Source organism: Nocardioides aurantiacus (assembly GCF_003752505.1).
Taxonomy (GTDB): Bacteria; Actinomycetota; Actinomycetes; order Propionibacteriales; family Nocardioidaceae; genus Marmoricola; species Marmoricola aurantiacus.
This window is the reverse complement of record NZ_RKHO01000001.1, coordinates 2,184,891-2,199,684: the sequence shown is the minus strand read 5'-3', so window position 1 is coordinate 2,199,684 and position 14,794 is coordinate 2,184,891. Positions and strand designations below refer to the sequence as shown.

Here is a 14,794-nt window from a genome sequence, read left to right as displayed (position 1 = left end):
ACGTGGTTCAGTAGCGTGGGAGGCGTCTCGTCAGCCCCGCTGGCGCTCGATGAACGCGGCGTACCACTGCATCGGCAGCGGGTAGGGCGAGTCGGCGATCTCGTCCTCGTCGCGGGAGACGTCTTGCATCCGCAGCACGGTCAGGCCGAGGTAGCCCCACCGGTCGAAGGCCTCCTGGATGTTGGCCCAGCCCTGCTCGGAGTAGAGCCCGCCGTTGAGGGCGTTCTCGCCCTTGAGGTCGGTGCCGACGCGCGCGGCGTAGTCCCCGATCCAGCCGACCAGGGTCTTGGCCAGGGAGTAGGGGCGCTGACCGTTGAACGGCTCCCCGGGGTCGTTGTCGTCCATCTCGAGCGCGGTGAAGTGCATCTTGACGTCGCGACGGGTGGGGACGCGGCCGGCGAGCTCGATGATGCGGGCGTAGCCGTGCCCGGTGGACCAGGCCTGCTCGTCGACGCTGGTCCGGATCAGCCCGGTGGTGACCTCCGTGGCGCGGGGGTACGGCGAGCCCTGGCCCATCTGCCAGTGGATGCCGGGCACCTTGTAGCCGATGTCGGCGTAGCGGAAGCCGTCTCCCAGCGCCCGGGTGACGGTGGTCAGCATCCGCCGGCCGTGGTCCACGAGCGAGGCGTTGTACCAGTCGACGAAGTCGGTGCCGTAGCGCTGCTTCGCGTAGGTGCCGTCCTCGAAGAAGGCGTCGGCGTCGCGCGGCGGGGCGATCTGGGTGCGGGTGCGGAAGCTCGTGCCCCACGCCCGGTTGACCTTGCGCAGGTTGTCGTACTTGCGCAACGTCCAGCGGCGGAAGTCCTGCTTGGCCAGTGGCGAGTAGGACTGCAGCGCGCCACGCGTCGGGTAGCCCGAGCCGGTGTCGTGGCTGTTGTAGGAGGGGTAGCGCAGCTCGCCGGAGGGGCCGAGGGAGACGTTGACCTCGGTCACGTCCCGCCCGAACCTGCCGTCGAAGTGGCGGGTGAAGGCCTTGGTGAAGTCGCGGTACTCCCCGGCGACCAGGTTGTCGGCCCAGCCGGAGACGGTCTCGGGGGAGTAGTTGCCCTGCTCGCTGCGGTGCTGCAGGCCGTTCGGCCCGATCTTGACGCCCCGGTAGGAGCGGCCGGCGTACTTCGGCCACAGCCACGACGGCAGCAGGCTGGTGTAGTCGTCGCCGACGTTGCCGCCGCACTGGTGGAAGGACAGGATCGGCGCGATGTCGAGGCCCGCCCGCGTGATCTCGGCGAAGACGCGGTCGTAGTAGGCCCAGTCGAAGCGGTTGTCGCGCTTCTCCACGTCACCCCACCAGACGTCGACGCTGACCGCGTCGACGCCGTAGGAGTCGACGACGTCGAGGTCGTGACGGAAGTCGGCCCAGTCGGTGACCTTCAGGGGCGCCATCACGTTGGCGGTGAAGTCGGGGTTGCCCTGCGCGACGTTGCCGGGCGGGCGGGGACCATCGGGGGCCGCGTCCGCGGGGGCCGCGAACAGGGTCGTGGTGAGGGCGGCGGCGGTGAGCCCGGCCAGGAGCCGGGGGACCGTCCGTGAGAACGGGGCGATGCGCATCGCGCCACCCTAAGTCGCGGAGCGGGCACGGGCTAGACTCGGCCGCTGTGCCTGTGCGACCCCAGGTCGGGCCGGCGCCCCCACGACCCCTCGAAGAGACGCGAGATCCTCCGCATGGCGACGACGAACGACCTCAAGAACGGCATGGTGCTCAAGCTGGACGGCCAGCTCTGGCAGGTCATGTGGTTCCAGCACCACAAGCCCGGCAAGGGCGGCGCGGTCGTGCGCACCAAGATCAAGAACATCGAGTCGGGCAAGACGGTCGACAAGACCTTCAACGCCGACGTCAAGGTCGAGGTCGCCTCCGTCGACAAGCGGACGATGCAGTACCTCTACAACGACGGCACGTCCTACGTCTTCATGGACACCGGCACCTACGACCAGCTCGAGGTCGCCCCCGAGATCGTGGGCGGCGCAGCCGACTTCATGCTCGAGAACCAGGAGGCGATCGTCGCCACCAACGACGGCCGCGTCCTCTACATCGAGCTGCCGGCCTCGGTCGAGCTCGAGGTCACCTACACCGAGCCCGGCCTGCAGGGCGACCGCTCCACCGGCGGCACCAAGCCCGCCACCGTGGAGACCGGTGCCCAGGTCAGCGTCCCGCTGTTCATCACCACCGGCGAGCGGATCAAGGTCGACACCCGCGACTCCTCCTACCTGGGTCGCGTCAGCTCCTGATGGCAGCCCGCTCCAAGGCCCGCAAGCGGGCGCTCGACGCGGTGTACGCCGCGGACATGCGCTCCCGCCCGGCGGCCGAGCTGCTCGCGGAGCAGGCCGAGAACGGCCCCGTCAACGAGTACACCCAGCGGCTGGTCGACGGCGTCTACGAGCACCGGCACCGCCTCGACGAGGTGATCACCGACTACGCCCAGGGCTGGACGCTGCGGCGGATGCCGGCCGTGGACCGCAACGTGCTGCGCCTGGCCGTCTTCGAGATCCTCTTCGTCGACGACGTGCCCGACGCGGTCGCGGTCTCCGAGGCCCTGAAGCTGGTCGGCGACCTGTCCACCGACGAGTCGCCCGCCTTCGTCAACGGTGTCCTGGGCAACATCGTCCGCGACCGCGAGCAGCTGGTCGGCCAGGCCTAGCCGGTGCACGGTCGGGCGGCGCGGCCGAGGCCGCTGCCGGCCGCGCTCGTGGCCGCGCTCGTGGTGGCGCTGCTGACCGGGCTGCTCGGGTGTGCCGGCACCGACCGGCCCGGGGAGGGGCCGACCGACCCGGCGTCCTCCTCGTCCTCCCCGTCGGGCACCGTCGCCGCCTGCGCGGTCGCCGGGTTCGAGCCCACCGAGCGGACCGACGTACGCCGGGGGACGCGGGTGGTCCTCTACGCGCTGCCGCTCACCCTCGGGCCGGGCCGACGGGGTCGTGTGCCCGTGACGCTGCGGCGGGTGCTCGACCTGCGCCCCGGGGTGCGGGCCCCCGACGGCGGCCGCGTCGACGCGGACGTGCTGCGTCGGGTGGCAGCGGCCCTCCCGGGCGGGTCGACCGGCCCGCTGTCGGAGACCTTCGCGACGCGGCTGCAGGTGTCCCGGGCGGCGCAGCGCCCCCGTCGGGTGGTGGCGTACGCCGCGACGCGGGCCCGCCCCTTCGACTGGACCGCCCGGGTCTGCGGGCCGCCGAGCACGACCGACGGCTCGGCCGCCGACGTCGTGGGCACCGGGCTGCTCGTGGAGCGCTTCACCACCGGCCGGGTGGCCTGCGACGCGACGGGCAGGGCGGCCGCCCGCCGCGACCCGGTCGCCCGTCAGCTCCTCGCGCTGTGCGGCTGAACGCGCCGCCGGGGCCCCGAGTCGCGCGCGGCCGGGCACCACTCCGGCACAATGCCCCGGTGACCTCGCCGCAGCCCGCCGACCCCACCTCGTCCCCGCGCTCGTTGGCCGGTCTCCCCGACGGCTGGACGGCCCGGCTGCCGCAGCTCGACGACCTCGGTGCGCTGGTCGACCTCCGCGCCGCCGACAAGCGGCCCTGGACCGGCTCGGCCTCGGTGGACCGCGAGGCGGTGGAGTCCGAGGTCGCCGGGCCCGCGTCCTGGACCCGTCGGCAGGTCGTGCTGGTCGACCCCGAGGGCGGCGTGCGCGGCTGGGTAGTGGTCCACGACCGGGCGGCGGGCCGCACCATGCTGCACGTCTACCTCGACCGCGGGCTCGACCGGGCCACGCAGGACCGGGTCGCCGGGGCGGCGTACGCCTTCGTCGCGGAGCAGGCGACGGAGATCTGCCGGCTGCGCGCTACCACCGCGACCCGGCTCGACGCGAGCCCCTTCGCCGAGGACGAGGTGCAGCGCCGCTGGCTCGGCGACGCCGGCTACGAGCTGCGCCGCACCTGGCTGCAGATGTCGCGACCGGTGCTGCCCTCGGAGGCCGAGGAGCTGCCCGCGCCGCGCGAGGGCGTCACCATCCGCCGGGTCGACAGCCACGAGAACGACCTGCCGGTGGCCGGCGACCTGCAGATCGTGCACGAGATGCTGGAGAGCTCCTTCGAGGACCACTTCAACTCCTACCGCGAGAGCTTCCCCGAGTTCGTGCAGCGGCTGCGCGAGGACCCCGGCCACCGCTGGGACCACTGGTGGCTGGCCTTCGTCGAGGTCGACGGGCGCCAGCTCGCCGCCGGCGCCGTGGTGAGCACCGTGCTGCCGGAGGGCCCGGCGGGGCACGAGGGCAGCTACGTCGACTACATCGGCGTCCACCGCGACGCCCGGGGCCGGGGCGTGGCCAAGGCGCTGCTCCACACCGTGATCGCCGACGCCGCGCGCCGCGGCCGCGACCGGGTCGGGCTCGAGGTCGACGACGACTCCCCGACGGGCGCCGACGGCCTCTACACCTCGATGGGGTGGACCACCGACTACGTCACCGAGTCGTGGTTCCGCGACCTGGAGATCGAGCAGCCGGACGGCGCGACGTCGTGAACGACGACGTCCAGGCCCTGGGGGAGCAGGCCGAGCGCAGCACCTCGATGGACCACCTGGTCCGGGCCGGGATGGTCGCGTACGGCGTGGTGCACCTGCTGCTGGGCTGGCTCTGCGTCCAGCTCGCCCTCGGCGGCCCCAACGAGGACGCCAGCACCGACGGCGCGTTCCACACCCTGGCCCGCCAGCCGTTCGGCCGCACCATGGTGTGGGCGGTCGCCCTGGGCATGCTGCTGCTCGTCGTCTGGCGTGTGGTCGAGGCCGGGTTCGGCCACCGGCACGAGGGCGACCAGCGGACCAGGAAGCGGGTCGTCTCGATCGGCAAGGCCGTCGTCTACGCCGTCATCGGGTTCACCGCGGTCAAGGTGGCCCTCGGGTCCGGATCGGGGAGGTCGGGCGGTTGGACCGCCACCGTGATGGGCTGGCCGGGAGGGCAGTGGCTGGTCGCGCTCGCGGGCCTCGGGGTCCTGGCGTACGCCGCGACGCTGCTGCGCAAGGGCTGGACCCGCGCCTTCACCGACGAGATCACCGCCCGCGGCCAGGCCGGTGACCTCGGCACCGCCTTCGTGAGGGTCGGCCAGGTCGGCCACGTCGGCAAGGGGCTCTCCCTGGTGCTGGTCGGCCTGCTCACGGTGGTCGCCGGCGTCACCCACCGCTCCGGCAAGGGCGGTGGCCTCGACCAGGCGCTGCAGCAGGTGCTCCAGGAGCCCTACGGCGCCGTGCTGATCGCGCTCGTGGGCGTGGGCCTGTGGTGCTTCGGCGCCTGGTGCCTGGTCCTCGCCCGCCACCACGACCGGTGAGCCGGGCAGGGCGCACCCGCCACCGGTTCGCCGGCCAGATCGCCGGGGTCGGCTCGAGCAGCGGCGTCCGGGTCGTGGTGGGCCACTGGCCGTGCAGCCCGCTGGGACCGTTCGCCGACGTGATGGTGGCCGAGGCCGACGGCACCCGCGTGCTGCTGGCTCCCGACCCCGCCGTCGCCGACTTCGTGGCGCTGACCTACCGCTTCGACCGCGTGGTGATCGGGCCGGTGGCGGTGCAGGTCTCCGGTGGGGCGTGGCGCGTCGAGGGCCCCGAGCTCTCGCTGCAGCTCGACCTCGGCCGTCGTACGCCGCTGGGCCGGCTGCTGCGGCTCGTCCCGCGCCGCCTCGCCACCGCCCCGTGGTGGTCGGGCCTGACCGACCCCGTCGCTCGGGTCGCGCTGCGCGGCGTGCGCACGCGGGGGAGCGCCGGCCACGGCCGCCGCGAGTTCTACGGCGCCACCGACCTGCACGCCGTGACCGGGCTGGTCGGCCGCTGGCGCGGCCACGAGCTGGGGACGCTGGCGCCGGTCGCCCCCGAGCCCGGGTTCGGCTTCGGCTCGACGCCCGAACGGCCCTCGGTCACCGCGGTGACGACCACCGTCGAGGTGCCAGACTCACGGGCATGACGACGACGTGCGACGTGGTGGTGGTGGGGCTCGGCCCCGGTGGCGAGGCGACGGCGACACAGCTGGCGGGTGCGGGTCTCGACGTGGTCGGGATCGACGAGCGTCTCGTGGGCGGCGAGTGCCCCTACTACGGCTGCATCCCGAGCAAGATGATCATCCGGGCGGCCGACGCGCTCGCCGAGGCCGGACGGGTGCCCGACCTCGCCGGCACCGTCGAGGTGCGCCCCGACTTCGCGGTGGTGGCCCGCCGGATCAGCGAGGAGGCCACCGACGGCTGGGACGACCAGGTCGCCGTCGACCGGCTCGTGGACGCCGGCGTGCGGTTCGTCCGTGGCCACGCCCGTCTCAGCGGTCCGCGCACCGTCGAGGTGGGCGGCGAGGTGTTCGAGGCGCGGCGCGGGGTGGTGCTCAACCCCGGCACGTCGCCGAGCGCACCCCCGGTCGACGGGTTGGCGGACACGCCGTACTGGACCAACCGCGAGGTGCTGCGCGCCGAGTCGGCCCCGGCGTCGATGGTCGTCATCGGTGGCGGTCCCATCGGAGCCGAGCTCGCCCAGGCGTTCTCCCGGTTCGGCACGCGGATCACCGTGCTCGAGCGGGGCCCCCGGCTGCTGGGCCCCGAGGAGCCGGAGACCGGGGACCTGCTCGGCTCGGTCTTCGCCGCCGAGGGCATCCAGGTGCTCACCGACGTCGACATCCAGCAGGTGTCCTACGCCGAGGGTCGCTTCAGCGTCCGGCTGGCCGACCAGACCGTCGAGGCCGAGAAGCTGCTCGTCGCCGCCGGTCGCCGTCCCAACTTCGACGACCTCGGCCTGGAGACCGTCGGGCTCGACCCGGCCGCTCACAGCATCGAGGTCGACGACCGGATGCGGGCCGGTGAGGGCCTGTGGGCCATCGGCGACGTGGCCGGCCACGGCGCCTGGACCCACCTGTCGATGTACCAGTCGGCGATCTGCGTCGCCGACGTCCTCGCGCAGGACGACGCGCCGCGCGCGGACTACCGCGCGGTGCCGCACGTGACCTTCACCGACCCCGAGGTCGGCGGCGTCGGCATGACCGAGCAGCAGGCCCGCGACGCCGGCCTCCGCGTCCGCGTCGGCACCCAGGACATGGCGGCCAACTCCCGCGGCTGGATCAACCGCGCGCAGGGCCTGGTCAAGGTGGTCGAGGACGCCGACCGCGGCGTGCTCGTCGGGGCCACCGTGATGGGCCCGACCGGCGGCGACGTCCTGGGCATGCTCACCACCGCGGTGCACGCCGAGATCCCGACGGCGACGCTGCGCTCGATGATCTACGCCTACCCCACGATGCACCGCGCCGTGGAGGAAGCCCTCAAGGACCTCGACGCGTGAGCGCCCTCGGAGCCACCCCCGGTCCGCCCGACGGCCCCCAGGAGCCGGGGCCGCAGAACGCGCTCGAGCAGCTCCTCGTCCACGCGGCCGACCACCCCGAGGACCGCGAGGCGGGCCCCGCCTTCGTGGCGGCGTTCATGGACGCCTCGGTCGGCGTGCCCGGCACCGTGCAGGACGGCGGGTTCGTGCCGCTCGTGACCGAGCTGGCCGAGCGCCGTCGCGCCGGCCTGGCCTTCACCCACCCCGTGCGTGGGGCCTGGTGGGGCCGGCAGTGGACCCAGACCCAGGGCGAGATGCCGCCCGGCTTCGAGGTGCGGGGCACGACCGGGCGCGACCTGATGCGCCAGCTGGTCGGCCACAACCTGGGCCTGGTGCTCAACCCGGCCAACCGGCACGGCAAGGAGTTCTTCGTCGCCGAGATGTCCGACCTGCTCGCCGGGGTCGACCCGGGCACGACCCACCGGGTCGCGCAGCAGGGCTCCTCGGTCGAGGTCGGCGAGCCGGCGTACGTCCCCGAGGGGCTGGTGGAGCGCCTGCGTGACGGGTTCACCGCCCTCGGTGGGGTCGCGACGGCGTCGCTGGGGTGGATCCGCTACGAGGACGGCATGCAGGGCTACCTGCTCGGCGTCACGACCGCCCGACCCCGCGAGGAGGTGCTGCCGGTGGTCGAGGCGTGCGTCGGCGCCCTGGAGGGCCGCACCCTCGACGTCACCGTCGGTCCGCCCGGCGCCACCCTGCTCACCGCGCACGTGCCGCCCTTCCTCACCGGCTGAGGCCCCTCAGACCAGGCGCAGCCGACGCTCCCGGAGCCGGTCGTACGCCGGCCGGCAGGCCTCGGCGACGGCGCGGTCGTGCGCCCCGAGCCCGACCTCGCGCGGCCGCCAGGGCTCGAACCCGGTCGAGCGCAGCACCGCGTCGTACCAGTGCGGCGCCCAGACGCCGTCGGAGTCGCGCGGACCGGCGGGCCAGCGCAGCATCCGCTCGGTGAAGGGGATGCCCAGCCAGCCGCACAGCCACCGCAGGTGCACCTCCGGGTCGCGCAGGAAGTCGCCGGCGTCGACCACCGGGACGTCGTCGGGCAGCACCTCGAGCAGCCGCTCCTGCTGCAGCAGCCCGATGTCCTCGGGCTCGCAGCTCTCCCGCGAGCGGACGTAGGAGGCGACCACCTCGGCCGGGTCGCGCACCAGCAGCACGTTGCGGAACCCGGCGACCCAGTCGAGCTCCATGTCGGGCAGCAGGTGGTGCGTCATGTGCTTGGCGTAGTGCACCGGGGCACCGACGGGCCGGCCGAGGTCGGCCACGACGCGGCGCCAGTCGGTGGGCTGGGAGGCGATCACCTCCTCGCGGCCGGGGTGGTCGAGCCCGGTCGCGAGGAGGTACGCCGCGTAGAGCGGCTCGTCGACCACGACGGTGTCGGGCCGGTTCTCCCAGGAGCGCATCATCGCGGTCGAGAGGTTGCGCGGGCCGCTCCACATCGCGACCCGGACGGTGGGCCGCCCCGCGCCGGTGGTGGTCACCGGGCCCCCCGGGAGGCCACGTCCTCGGCGACGAGCTCCTGGTAGAGCCCCTGCAGCCGCTCCACGACCGGGCCGCGGACGCCGGTGCCGATGGTGCGGCCGTCGACGGTGCGCACCGGGACGACGCCGGCGAAGGTGCCGGTCACGAACGCCTCGGCGGCGTTGTAGACGTCGGTGAGGCTGAAGGTCCGCTCGCGCGCGGGCAGGTCGTGGCGGCGGCAGACCTCGAGCACGTTGGCGCGGGTGATGCCGCCCAGGCAGTAGCGGCCGTCGGAGGTCCAGACCTCCCCGGCCCGGGTGACGAGGAAGAAGTGGGTGCTGTTGCAGGTGGCCACGAAGCCGTCGGGGTCGAGCATCAGCGCCTCGTCGGCCCCGGCGGTGTAGGCCTGGATGCAGGCCGTGACGTCGTTGAGCTTGCTGTGGGCGTTGAGCCGCGGGTCGAGGGTGTCCGGGTGGGCGCGCCGCACGTGGGTGGTGAACAGCGTGATGCCGTCGGTCACGGTGGCCGGGAGCGGCTCCTTGTGCTCGGCGATCGCCACCACGGTCGCGGGGCCGACGGTGACGCGCGGGTCCTGGTAGGGCGTCGACTTCACCCCGCGGGTGACCATCAGCCGCACGTGGACGCCGTCGACCATGTCGTTGGCCCGCAGCGTCGCGTAGACCGCCTCGGTCAGCTGCTCGCGGCTCGGCAGGTCGATGAGCAGCGCCCGCGCGCCCTCCTCGAGCCGGTCGAGGTGCTGCTCGAGGAAGACCGGGTGGCCGCCGCTGACCCGCAGGCCCTCCCAGACCCCGTCGCCCAGCACGAACCCGGAGTCGAAGACCGAGACGACCGCCCGCGCGCGGGGGAGCAGCTCGCCGTCGACCCACACCAGGACGTCGTCGTTGCGGGGGTCGCCGGAGGAGTGCTGGGTGCCGGTGGTGCTGCCGGTCGTGCTGCCGGTCGGCGTCGGGGTGCTCGTCATGGCGTCACCCTAGGAGTCGGGGCGCCCCGGGCGGCCCGGGTGGCCGCCGCCGAGCTGGGCGCGGCGTACGCCGGCCACCAGGAGCGCGGCGAGCGCGAGCACGAGCGCCGGGAGCCGGGTGCCGGCGACCGGCTGCAGCGAGGTCAGCAGGAGCGGGAGCCCGAAGCCGACGTAGGTCGCGACGTAGAACGTGCCGGTCAGCGTGCCCCGGCGCGCCGGCGGAGCCAGCGTCTCGACGTCGAGCAGGCCCTCGCGCAGGCACAGCCCGTACGCCGTGCCCAGCACCACGCAGCTGAGCGCGAACAGCGGCAGCGAGACCCGCTCCCCGCCGAGCGCCACCAGCGCGAAGCCGACCGCCGCCGCGAGCGCGCCGGCGACCCCGGCGCCGGGTCCCCACGACCGGGTGCGCGCGACGGTCTGCACGACGATGCCGCTGCCCAGCGCGAGCGCGGCGGCCACGCCGACCAGCAGGGGCCCGTCGACGGCGGGCGGCAGCCGGGTCGGCAGCGTGACGATGCTCAGCGCCACGCTCGCGAAGACCAGCACGCCCACGGGCAGCGACCAGGCCAGCGCGGTGCGGGCGTCGTGGTGCTCCAGGGTGGGCACCGGTCCGCCCCCGGCGTTGCGCAGCCGCCGTGACGCGGGCGCGCTGGTGGTCGCGGCCCAGCCGATGGCGGCCAGCGAGAGCGCGACCGAGAGCACGAACGGCGTCACCAGCGGGGCGGGTGCGAGCTGGGCCAGCGCGCCCGACAAGAGCGGGCCGACGGCGAAGCCGGTCGTCAGGAACACCCCGGCCAGCACGGTGCCGGTGGTCGCGCCGAGGTCGCCGGCCCATGCGGTGCCGGCGCCGAAGGTCAGTCCCGCCCCGAGGCCGACCACCAGCCGACCCAGGAGCAGTCCGGCGGGATCGTGGAACGCCATCAGCACCAGCGTCCCGGCGACGACGAGCCCGGCGCCCGGCAGCACCACCCACGCCCGGCCGACCCGGTCCGAGAGCGCCCCGCCGCCGAAGAGGCCGGGCAGCAGGGCGACCGCGTAGGCGCCGAACGCCGCGTCGAGCAGCGCGGTCGAGAACCCCTCCTGCTCGGCCAGCACCGGGATCACCGAGGCGAACAGGTTGGCGGCCCAGCCCGCCGTCATCAGCACGGCGAGCACGCCGGGGAGGCCGCGGGCCAGGTCGCGGTACAGGTCGCGGTACAGGTCGCGGTAGAGGCCGCGGGGGAGTCGCACCGGGCGATCGTGCCAGGTCGTCGCGACGGCGGGGGCCGGGGTCGGCCGGCTGCTAGAGTCCCTCGCGATCGACATCCTTTAACGAGCCGTCCCGTGAGGCGGAGAAGGAGGTCCGGCCCCTGTGGCGCACCCCCCGGCCGACGTGCCCGACCCCGCTGCCGAGGTCCCCGAGGCGCCCGAGGGCTCCCGCACCGTCCTCGACGCCCACGACATCGCCCGGGCGCTGACCCGGATCTCCCACGAGCTGCTGGAGCGCAACAAGGGGTCGCGCGACCTCGTGCTGCTCGGCATCCCGACCCGCGGCACCCACCTCGCCACCCGGCTCGCGGAGCGGATCGCTCGCGTCGAGGGCGTCGCGGTGCCCACCGGCACGCTCGACGTGACGATGTACCGCGACGACCTGCGGCGCCAGCCCGCCCGCGGGCCGCAGCCCACCGCGCTCCCGCCCGGCGGCATCGACGGCAAGACCGTGGTCCTCGTCGACGACGTCCTCTACTCCGGCCGCACCGTGCGGGCGGCGCTGGACGCGATGAACGACCTCGGCCGCCCGGCGACCGTGCGGCTGGCGGTGCTGGTCGACCGCGGCCACCGCGAGCTGCCGATCCGCGCCGACCACGTCGGCAAGAACCTGCCCAGCGCGCGCAGCGAGCGTGTGATGGTGCGGCTCGAGGAGTCCGACGGCTACGACGTGGTGCGGATCGCCCCGAGCCCGGGCGACGCCCTGCTGCACCCGGGGGAGGGCTCGTGAGGAAGCACCTGCTCTCGGTCGACGACGTCACGCCCGACGACGTCGCCGAGCTGTTCGCCACGGCCGCGGAGATGCACGACGTGCAGCGCCGCTCGGTCAAGAAGCTGCCCGCGCTGCGGGGCCGCACGGTCGTCAACCTGTTCTTCGAGGACTCCACCCGCACCCGCTCGTCGTTCGAGATCGCCGGCAAGTGGCTCTCCGCCGACGTCATCAACGTCTCGGCCAAGGGATCGAGCGTCAGCAAGGGCGAGAGCCTGCGCGACACCGTGCTCACCGTCGCGGCGATGGGCGTGGACGGGCTGGTGATCCGCCACATGGCCAGCGGCGCGGCGCAGCAGGTCTCGCAGTGGACCGACGCGGTCGTCGTCAACGCCGGCGACGGCACCCACGAGCACCCCACCCAGGCGCTGCTCGACGCCTACACGCTCACCCGGCGGCTCGGCGCCCTCGAGGGTCGCCACGTCGCCATCGTCGGCGACCTGACCCACAGCCGCGTCTTCCGCAGCAACGTCGCGCTGCTCACCAAGCTGGGTGCGCGGGTCACCGTGGTGGCGCCCCCGACGCTGATGCCGGCCGGTGTCACGGCGTGGTCGGAGGCGACCGGCTTCGCCACGTCGTACGACCTGGACGCGGTGCTGCCGACCGCCGACGCCGTGATGATGCTGCGCGTGCAGCGCGAGCGGATGAGCGGCGGCTTCTTCCCCACCGCGCGGGAGTACACCGTCGGCTACGGCCTGACCCGCGACCGTCTCGGCCTGCTGCGCGAGGACACGCCGATCCTGCACCCTGGTCCCATGAACCGCGGCCTCGAGATCGCCGCGGACGCCGCCGACGCCGCCGGCTCGGCCGTGCTCGACCAGGTCTCGGCCGGTGTCGCGATCCGGATGTCCGTGCTCTACCACCTGCTCGCAGGGGAAGGGAGCGTCGCGTGAGCGAGCCGCTCGTCATCACCGGCGCCGCCGTCCTGGGGGGCGAGCCGCGTGACCTGTACGTCGCCGACGGGGTGCTCGTCGACGAGGCGCCCGCCGGCGCCCGCACCCTCGACGCCGACGGCCTGGTGGCCCTCCCCGGGCTGGTCGACCTGCACACCCACCTGCGCGAGCCGGGCCGCGAGGACGCCGAGACGGTGCTCACCGGCTCCCGGGCCGCGGCCGTCGGCGGCTTCACGGCCGTCCTGGCGATGGCCAACACCAGCCCGGTCACCGACACCGCCGAGGCCGCCGAGCGGGTGCTCGACCTCGGCCGTGCCGCCGGCCTGGTCGACGTGCAGCCCGTCGGTGCGGTCACCCGCGGCCTGGAGGGCCACGAGCTGGCCGAGCTCGGGCTGATGGCCCGCTCGCGCGCCCGGGTCCGGGTGTTCAGCGACGACGGCCGCTGCGTGCACGACCCGCGCGTGATGCGCCGGGCGCTGGAGTACGTCCGCGCCTTCGGCGGCGTCGTCTCGCAGCACTCGCAGGACCCCGACCTGGCCGGTCCCTCCGCGTGCTGCCACGAGGGCGAGCTGTCCGGTCGCCTCGGCCTCACCGGCTGGCCCGGCATCGCCGAGGAGACGATCGTCGCGCGCGACGTCATGCTCGCCCGGCACACCCGCAGCCGGCTGCACGTCGCCCACGTCTCCACGGCCGGTTCGGTCGAGGTGCTGCGGTGGGCCAAGGCCCAGGGCGTGGACGTCACCGCCGAGGTGACGCCCCACCACCTGCTGCTGACCACCGACCTGCTGAGCGGCTACGACCCGGTCTACAAGGTCAACCCGCCGCTGCGTCCCGACGAGGACGTGCACGCCCTGCGCGAGGCGCTGGCCGACGGCACGGTCGACGCGGTCGCCACCGACCACGCCCCGCACGCGCGCCACGACAAGGAGCACGCCTTCGGCGACGCCGCCTTCGGCATGCTCGGCCTGGAGACGGCGCTGTCGGTCGTCAGCGAGGTCATGGTCGCCGCGGGCCGGATGGGCTGGGCCGACGTGGCCCGCGTGATGTCGCAGACCCCCGCCCGGATCGCCGGCCTGGAGGGCCACGGCGGCTCCCTGGCCGTCGGCTCACCGGCCCACCTCACCCTGGTCGACCCGACCGCGGCCGTGACCGTCGACCGCGACGCCTCGGTGTCGCTGTCGCGCAACAACCCGTGGCACGGTCGCAGCCTCACCGGCGCCGTCGTGGCGACCGTCTTCGGTGGTCGGCCGACGGTGCTGGACGGTGCCCTGGTCTGACGGCGCCGCCGGTCACGTCCGCGTGGCGGTGACCAGCAGGTACTCCCAGCCCATCGCGCCGTCCGGGCCGGTGCTGGAGCGCCGCGCGAGGTCGACCAGGTCGGCGTCGAGGGCCGCGGTGCGGTCGGGGTCGTCCGCGAGCCCGCGGTACGCCGCGATGGTCGGCCCGTAGCAGCGCTTGAAGAACTCCCGGAAGCCGGCGGCGTCCCCGAAGGCGTCGACCTCCAGGGTGCGTCGCTCGGTGCGGAGGTCGGTGACCCGGTCGCCGAGCAGCTCGGTGACGTGGTCCTCGCGGCCCCACAGCGGCGGCGACTGGACGCCGGCCGGCGGCGGGGCGACGTAGGGCTTCATGGTGGCGAAGAGCTGACCCACGAACCCCTCGGGCGTCCAGCTCACCAGGCCGATCCGGCCGCCCGGGCGGCAGACCCGGACCAGCTCGTCCGCAGCGGCGTGGTGGTGCGGGGCGAACATCACGCCGACGCAGGAGAGCACGACGTCGAACTCGGCGGCGGCGTACGGCAGCGCCTCGGCGTCGGCCTCCTCCCAGTCGAGCACCAGGCCCTCGGCCTCGGCCTGACGCCTGCCCACCTCCAGCAGCTCGGGCGTCAGGTCCGAGGCGACGACGCGGGCTCCGGTCCGGGCCGCCGGGACCGCGACGTTGCCGGAGCCGGCCGCGACGTCGAGCACGCGGTCGCCGGGCCCGACCCCGGTGGCCTCCACGAGCACGGGGCCGAGCCCGGCGATGACCTCGCGGGCCACGGCCGGGTAGTCGCCGAGCGCCCACATCGAGCGGTGCCGGGCCTTGAGGGCCCGATCTGCGGGGTCGGCGGGGTCGGCGACGGGTGAGGGACGGGTCTGCTGGCTCATGGGGGCCTCCGGGTCGTGGTGCCGCGGAGC

16 protein-coding genes are annotated in these 14,794 nt (G+C 74.5%); 11 read left to right on the top strand and 5 right to left on the bottom strand.

Translation table 11 applies throughout. From position 1 onward, the window contains the following. Nucleotides 1-30 precede the first annotated feature (30 nt). Entirely contained in the window at nt 31-1,548 is a 1,518-nt protein-coding gene (locus tag EDD33_RS10570) for a family 14 glycosylhydrolase (RefSeq protein ID WP_123390708.1), read from the bottom strand. A 114-nt stretch (nt 1,549-1,662) separates the two neighbouring features. Between EDD33_RS10570 and efp the strand changes: the two genes are divergently transcribed. From efp to EDD33_RS10530, 8 genes are read left to right on the top strand one after another with little or no spacing between them, the layout of a single operon-like run. Continuing rightward, complete coding sequence (efp, locus tag EDD33_RS10565; RefSeq protein ID WP_123390706.1) at nt 1,663-2,226, top strand: elongation factor P; 564 nt, start codon at nt 1,663-1,665, stop codon at nt 2,224-2,226. Then, a complete protein-coding gene (gene nusB / locus EDD33_RS10560) occupies nt 2,226-2,636 on the top strand; it encodes a transcription antitermination factor NusB (protein ID WP_123390704.1) in 411 nt (136 codons plus the stop codon). The genes efp and nusB overlap by 1 nt, the downstream gene beginning before the upstream one ends. Nucleotides 2,637-2,639: 3 nt before the next feature. Further along, complete coding sequence (locus EDD33_RS10555; protein ID WP_123390702.1) at nt 2,640-3,317, top strand: hypothetical protein; 678 nt, start codon at nt 2,640-2,642, stop codon at nt 3,315-3,317. 59 nt (nt 3,318-3,376) lie between these two features. After that, a complete protein-coding gene (locus EDD33_RS10550; RefSeq protein WP_123390701.1) occupies nt 3,377-4,453 on the top strand; it encodes a GNAT family N-acetyltransferase in 1,077 nt (358 codons plus the stop codon). Next, the gene (locus EDD33_RS10545; RefSeq protein ID WP_123390699.1) at nt 4,450-5,253 is read left to right on the top strand and encodes a DUF1206 domain-containing protein; all 804 of its coding nucleotides are present in this window, start codon (nt 4,450-4,452) and stop codon (nt 5,251-5,253) included. Before EDD33_RS10550 ends, EDD33_RS10545 begins: the two co-directional genes overlap by 4 nt. Next, nucleotides 5,250-5,879 (top strand): hypothetical protein, encoded by a 630-nt coding sequence (locus tag EDD33_RS10540; protein WP_123390698.1) that lies wholly within the window; start codon nt 5,250-5,252, stop codon nt 5,877-5,879. The genes EDD33_RS10545 and EDD33_RS10540 overlap by 4 nt, the downstream gene beginning before the upstream one ends. Continuing rightward, a complete protein-coding gene (locus EDD33_RS10535) occupies nt 5,876-7,231 on the top strand; it encodes a dihydrolipoyl dehydrogenase family protein (RefSeq protein ID WP_123390696.1) in 1,356 nt (451 codons plus the stop codon). The genes EDD33_RS10540 and EDD33_RS10535 overlap by 4 nt, the downstream gene beginning before the upstream one ends. Next, nucleotides 7,228-8,004: an enhanced serine sensitivity protein SseB C-terminal domain-containing protein gene (locus EDD33_RS10530; RefSeq protein ID WP_123390694.1), complete on the top strand. Its 777-nt coding sequence runs from the start codon at nt 7,228-7,230 to the stop codon at nt 8,002-8,004. Before EDD33_RS10535 ends, EDD33_RS10530 begins: the two co-directional genes overlap by 4 nt. Nucleotides 8,005-8,010: 6 nt before the next feature. On the opposite strand, the gene EDD33_RS10525 is transcribed toward EDD33_RS10530, so the two are convergent. Genes EDD33_RS10525 through EDD33_RS10515 form a run of 3 tightly spaced genes read right to left on the bottom strand, consistent with a single transcriptional unit; the run spans nt 8,011 to nt 10,940 of the window. After that, on the bottom strand, nt 8,011-8,748 hold the full coding sequence (locus EDD33_RS10525) for a sulfotransferase-like domain-containing protein (RefSeq protein WP_211332509.1): 738 nt from the start codon (nt 8,746-8,748) through the stop codon (nt 8,011-8,013). Continuing rightward, on the bottom strand, nt 8,745-9,710 hold the full coding sequence (locus EDD33_RS10520; RefSeq protein WP_123390693.1) for an aminotransferase class IV: 966 nt from the start codon (nt 9,708-9,710) through the stop codon (nt 8,745-8,747). Before EDD33_RS10520 ends, EDD33_RS10525 begins: the two co-directional genes overlap by 4 nt. A gap of 9 nt (nt 9,711-9,719) precedes the next feature. Next, entirely contained in the window at nt 9,720-10,940 is a 1,221-nt protein-coding gene (locus EDD33_RS10515) for an MFS transporter (RefSeq protein ID WP_211332508.1), read from the bottom strand. A gap of 121 nt (nt 10,941-11,061) precedes the next feature. On the opposite strand from EDD33_RS10515, the gene pyrR reads away from it, so the two are divergent. From pyrR to EDD33_RS10500, 3 genes are read left to right on the top strand one after another with little or no spacing between them, the layout of a single operon-like run. Further along, on the top strand, nt 11,062-11,688 hold the full coding sequence (gene pyrR, locus EDD33_RS10510; RefSeq protein ID WP_123390689.1) for a bifunctional pyr operon transcriptional regulator/uracil phosphoribosyltransferase PyrR: 627 nt from the start codon (nt 11,062-11,064) through the stop codon (nt 11,686-11,688). After that, a complete protein-coding gene (locus tag EDD33_RS10505) occupies nt 11,685-12,620 on the top strand; it encodes an aspartate carbamoyltransferase catalytic subunit (RefSeq protein WP_123390687.1) in 936 nt (311 codons plus the stop codon). Before pyrR ends, EDD33_RS10505 begins: the two co-directional genes overlap by 4 nt. Next, a complete protein-coding gene (locus tag EDD33_RS10500; RefSeq protein WP_123390685.1) occupies nt 12,617-13,897 on the top strand; it encodes a dihydroorotase in 1,281 nt (426 codons plus the stop codon). The genes EDD33_RS10505 and EDD33_RS10500 overlap by 4 nt, the downstream gene beginning before the upstream one ends. A gap of 12 nt (nt 13,898-13,909) precedes the next feature. Here the strand turns inward: EDD33_RS10500 and EDD33_RS10495 are convergent, their stop codons facing one another. Continuing rightward, complete coding sequence (locus tag EDD33_RS10495; protein ID WP_123390683.1) at nt 13,910-14,764, bottom strand: class I SAM-dependent methyltransferase; 855 nt, start codon at nt 14,762-14,764, stop codon at nt 13,910-13,912. Between the last annotated feature and the right edge of the window lie 30 nt (nt 14,765-14,794).

What these genes read in the sequence shown, in the direction of transcription:
- EDD33_RS10570 (WP_123390708.1), bottom strand. Translation starts at nt 1,548, where the DNA reads ATGCGCATCGCCCCGTTCTCACGGACGGTCCCCCGGCTCCTGGCCGGG.
- efp (WP_123390706.1), top strand. Translation starts at nt 1,663, where the DNA reads ATGGCGACGACGAACGACCTCAAGAACGGCATGGTGCTCAAGCTGGAC.
- nusB (WP_123390704.1), top strand. Translation starts at nt 2,226, where the DNA reads ATGGCAGCCCGCTCCAAGGCCCGCAAGCGGGCGCTCGACGCGGTGTAC.
- EDD33_RS10535 (WP_123390696.1), top strand. Translation starts at nt 5,876, where the DNA reads ATGACGACGACGTGCGACGTGGTGGTGGTGGGGCTCGGCCCCGGTGGC.
- EDD33_RS10520 (WP_123390693.1), bottom strand. Translation starts at nt 9,710, where the DNA reads ATGACGAGCACCCCGACGCCGACCGGCAGCACGACCGGCAGCACCACC.
- EDD33_RS10495 (WP_123390683.1), bottom strand. Translation starts at nt 14,764, where the DNA reads ATGAGCCAGCAGACCCGTCCCTCACCCGTCGCCGACCCCGCCGACCCC.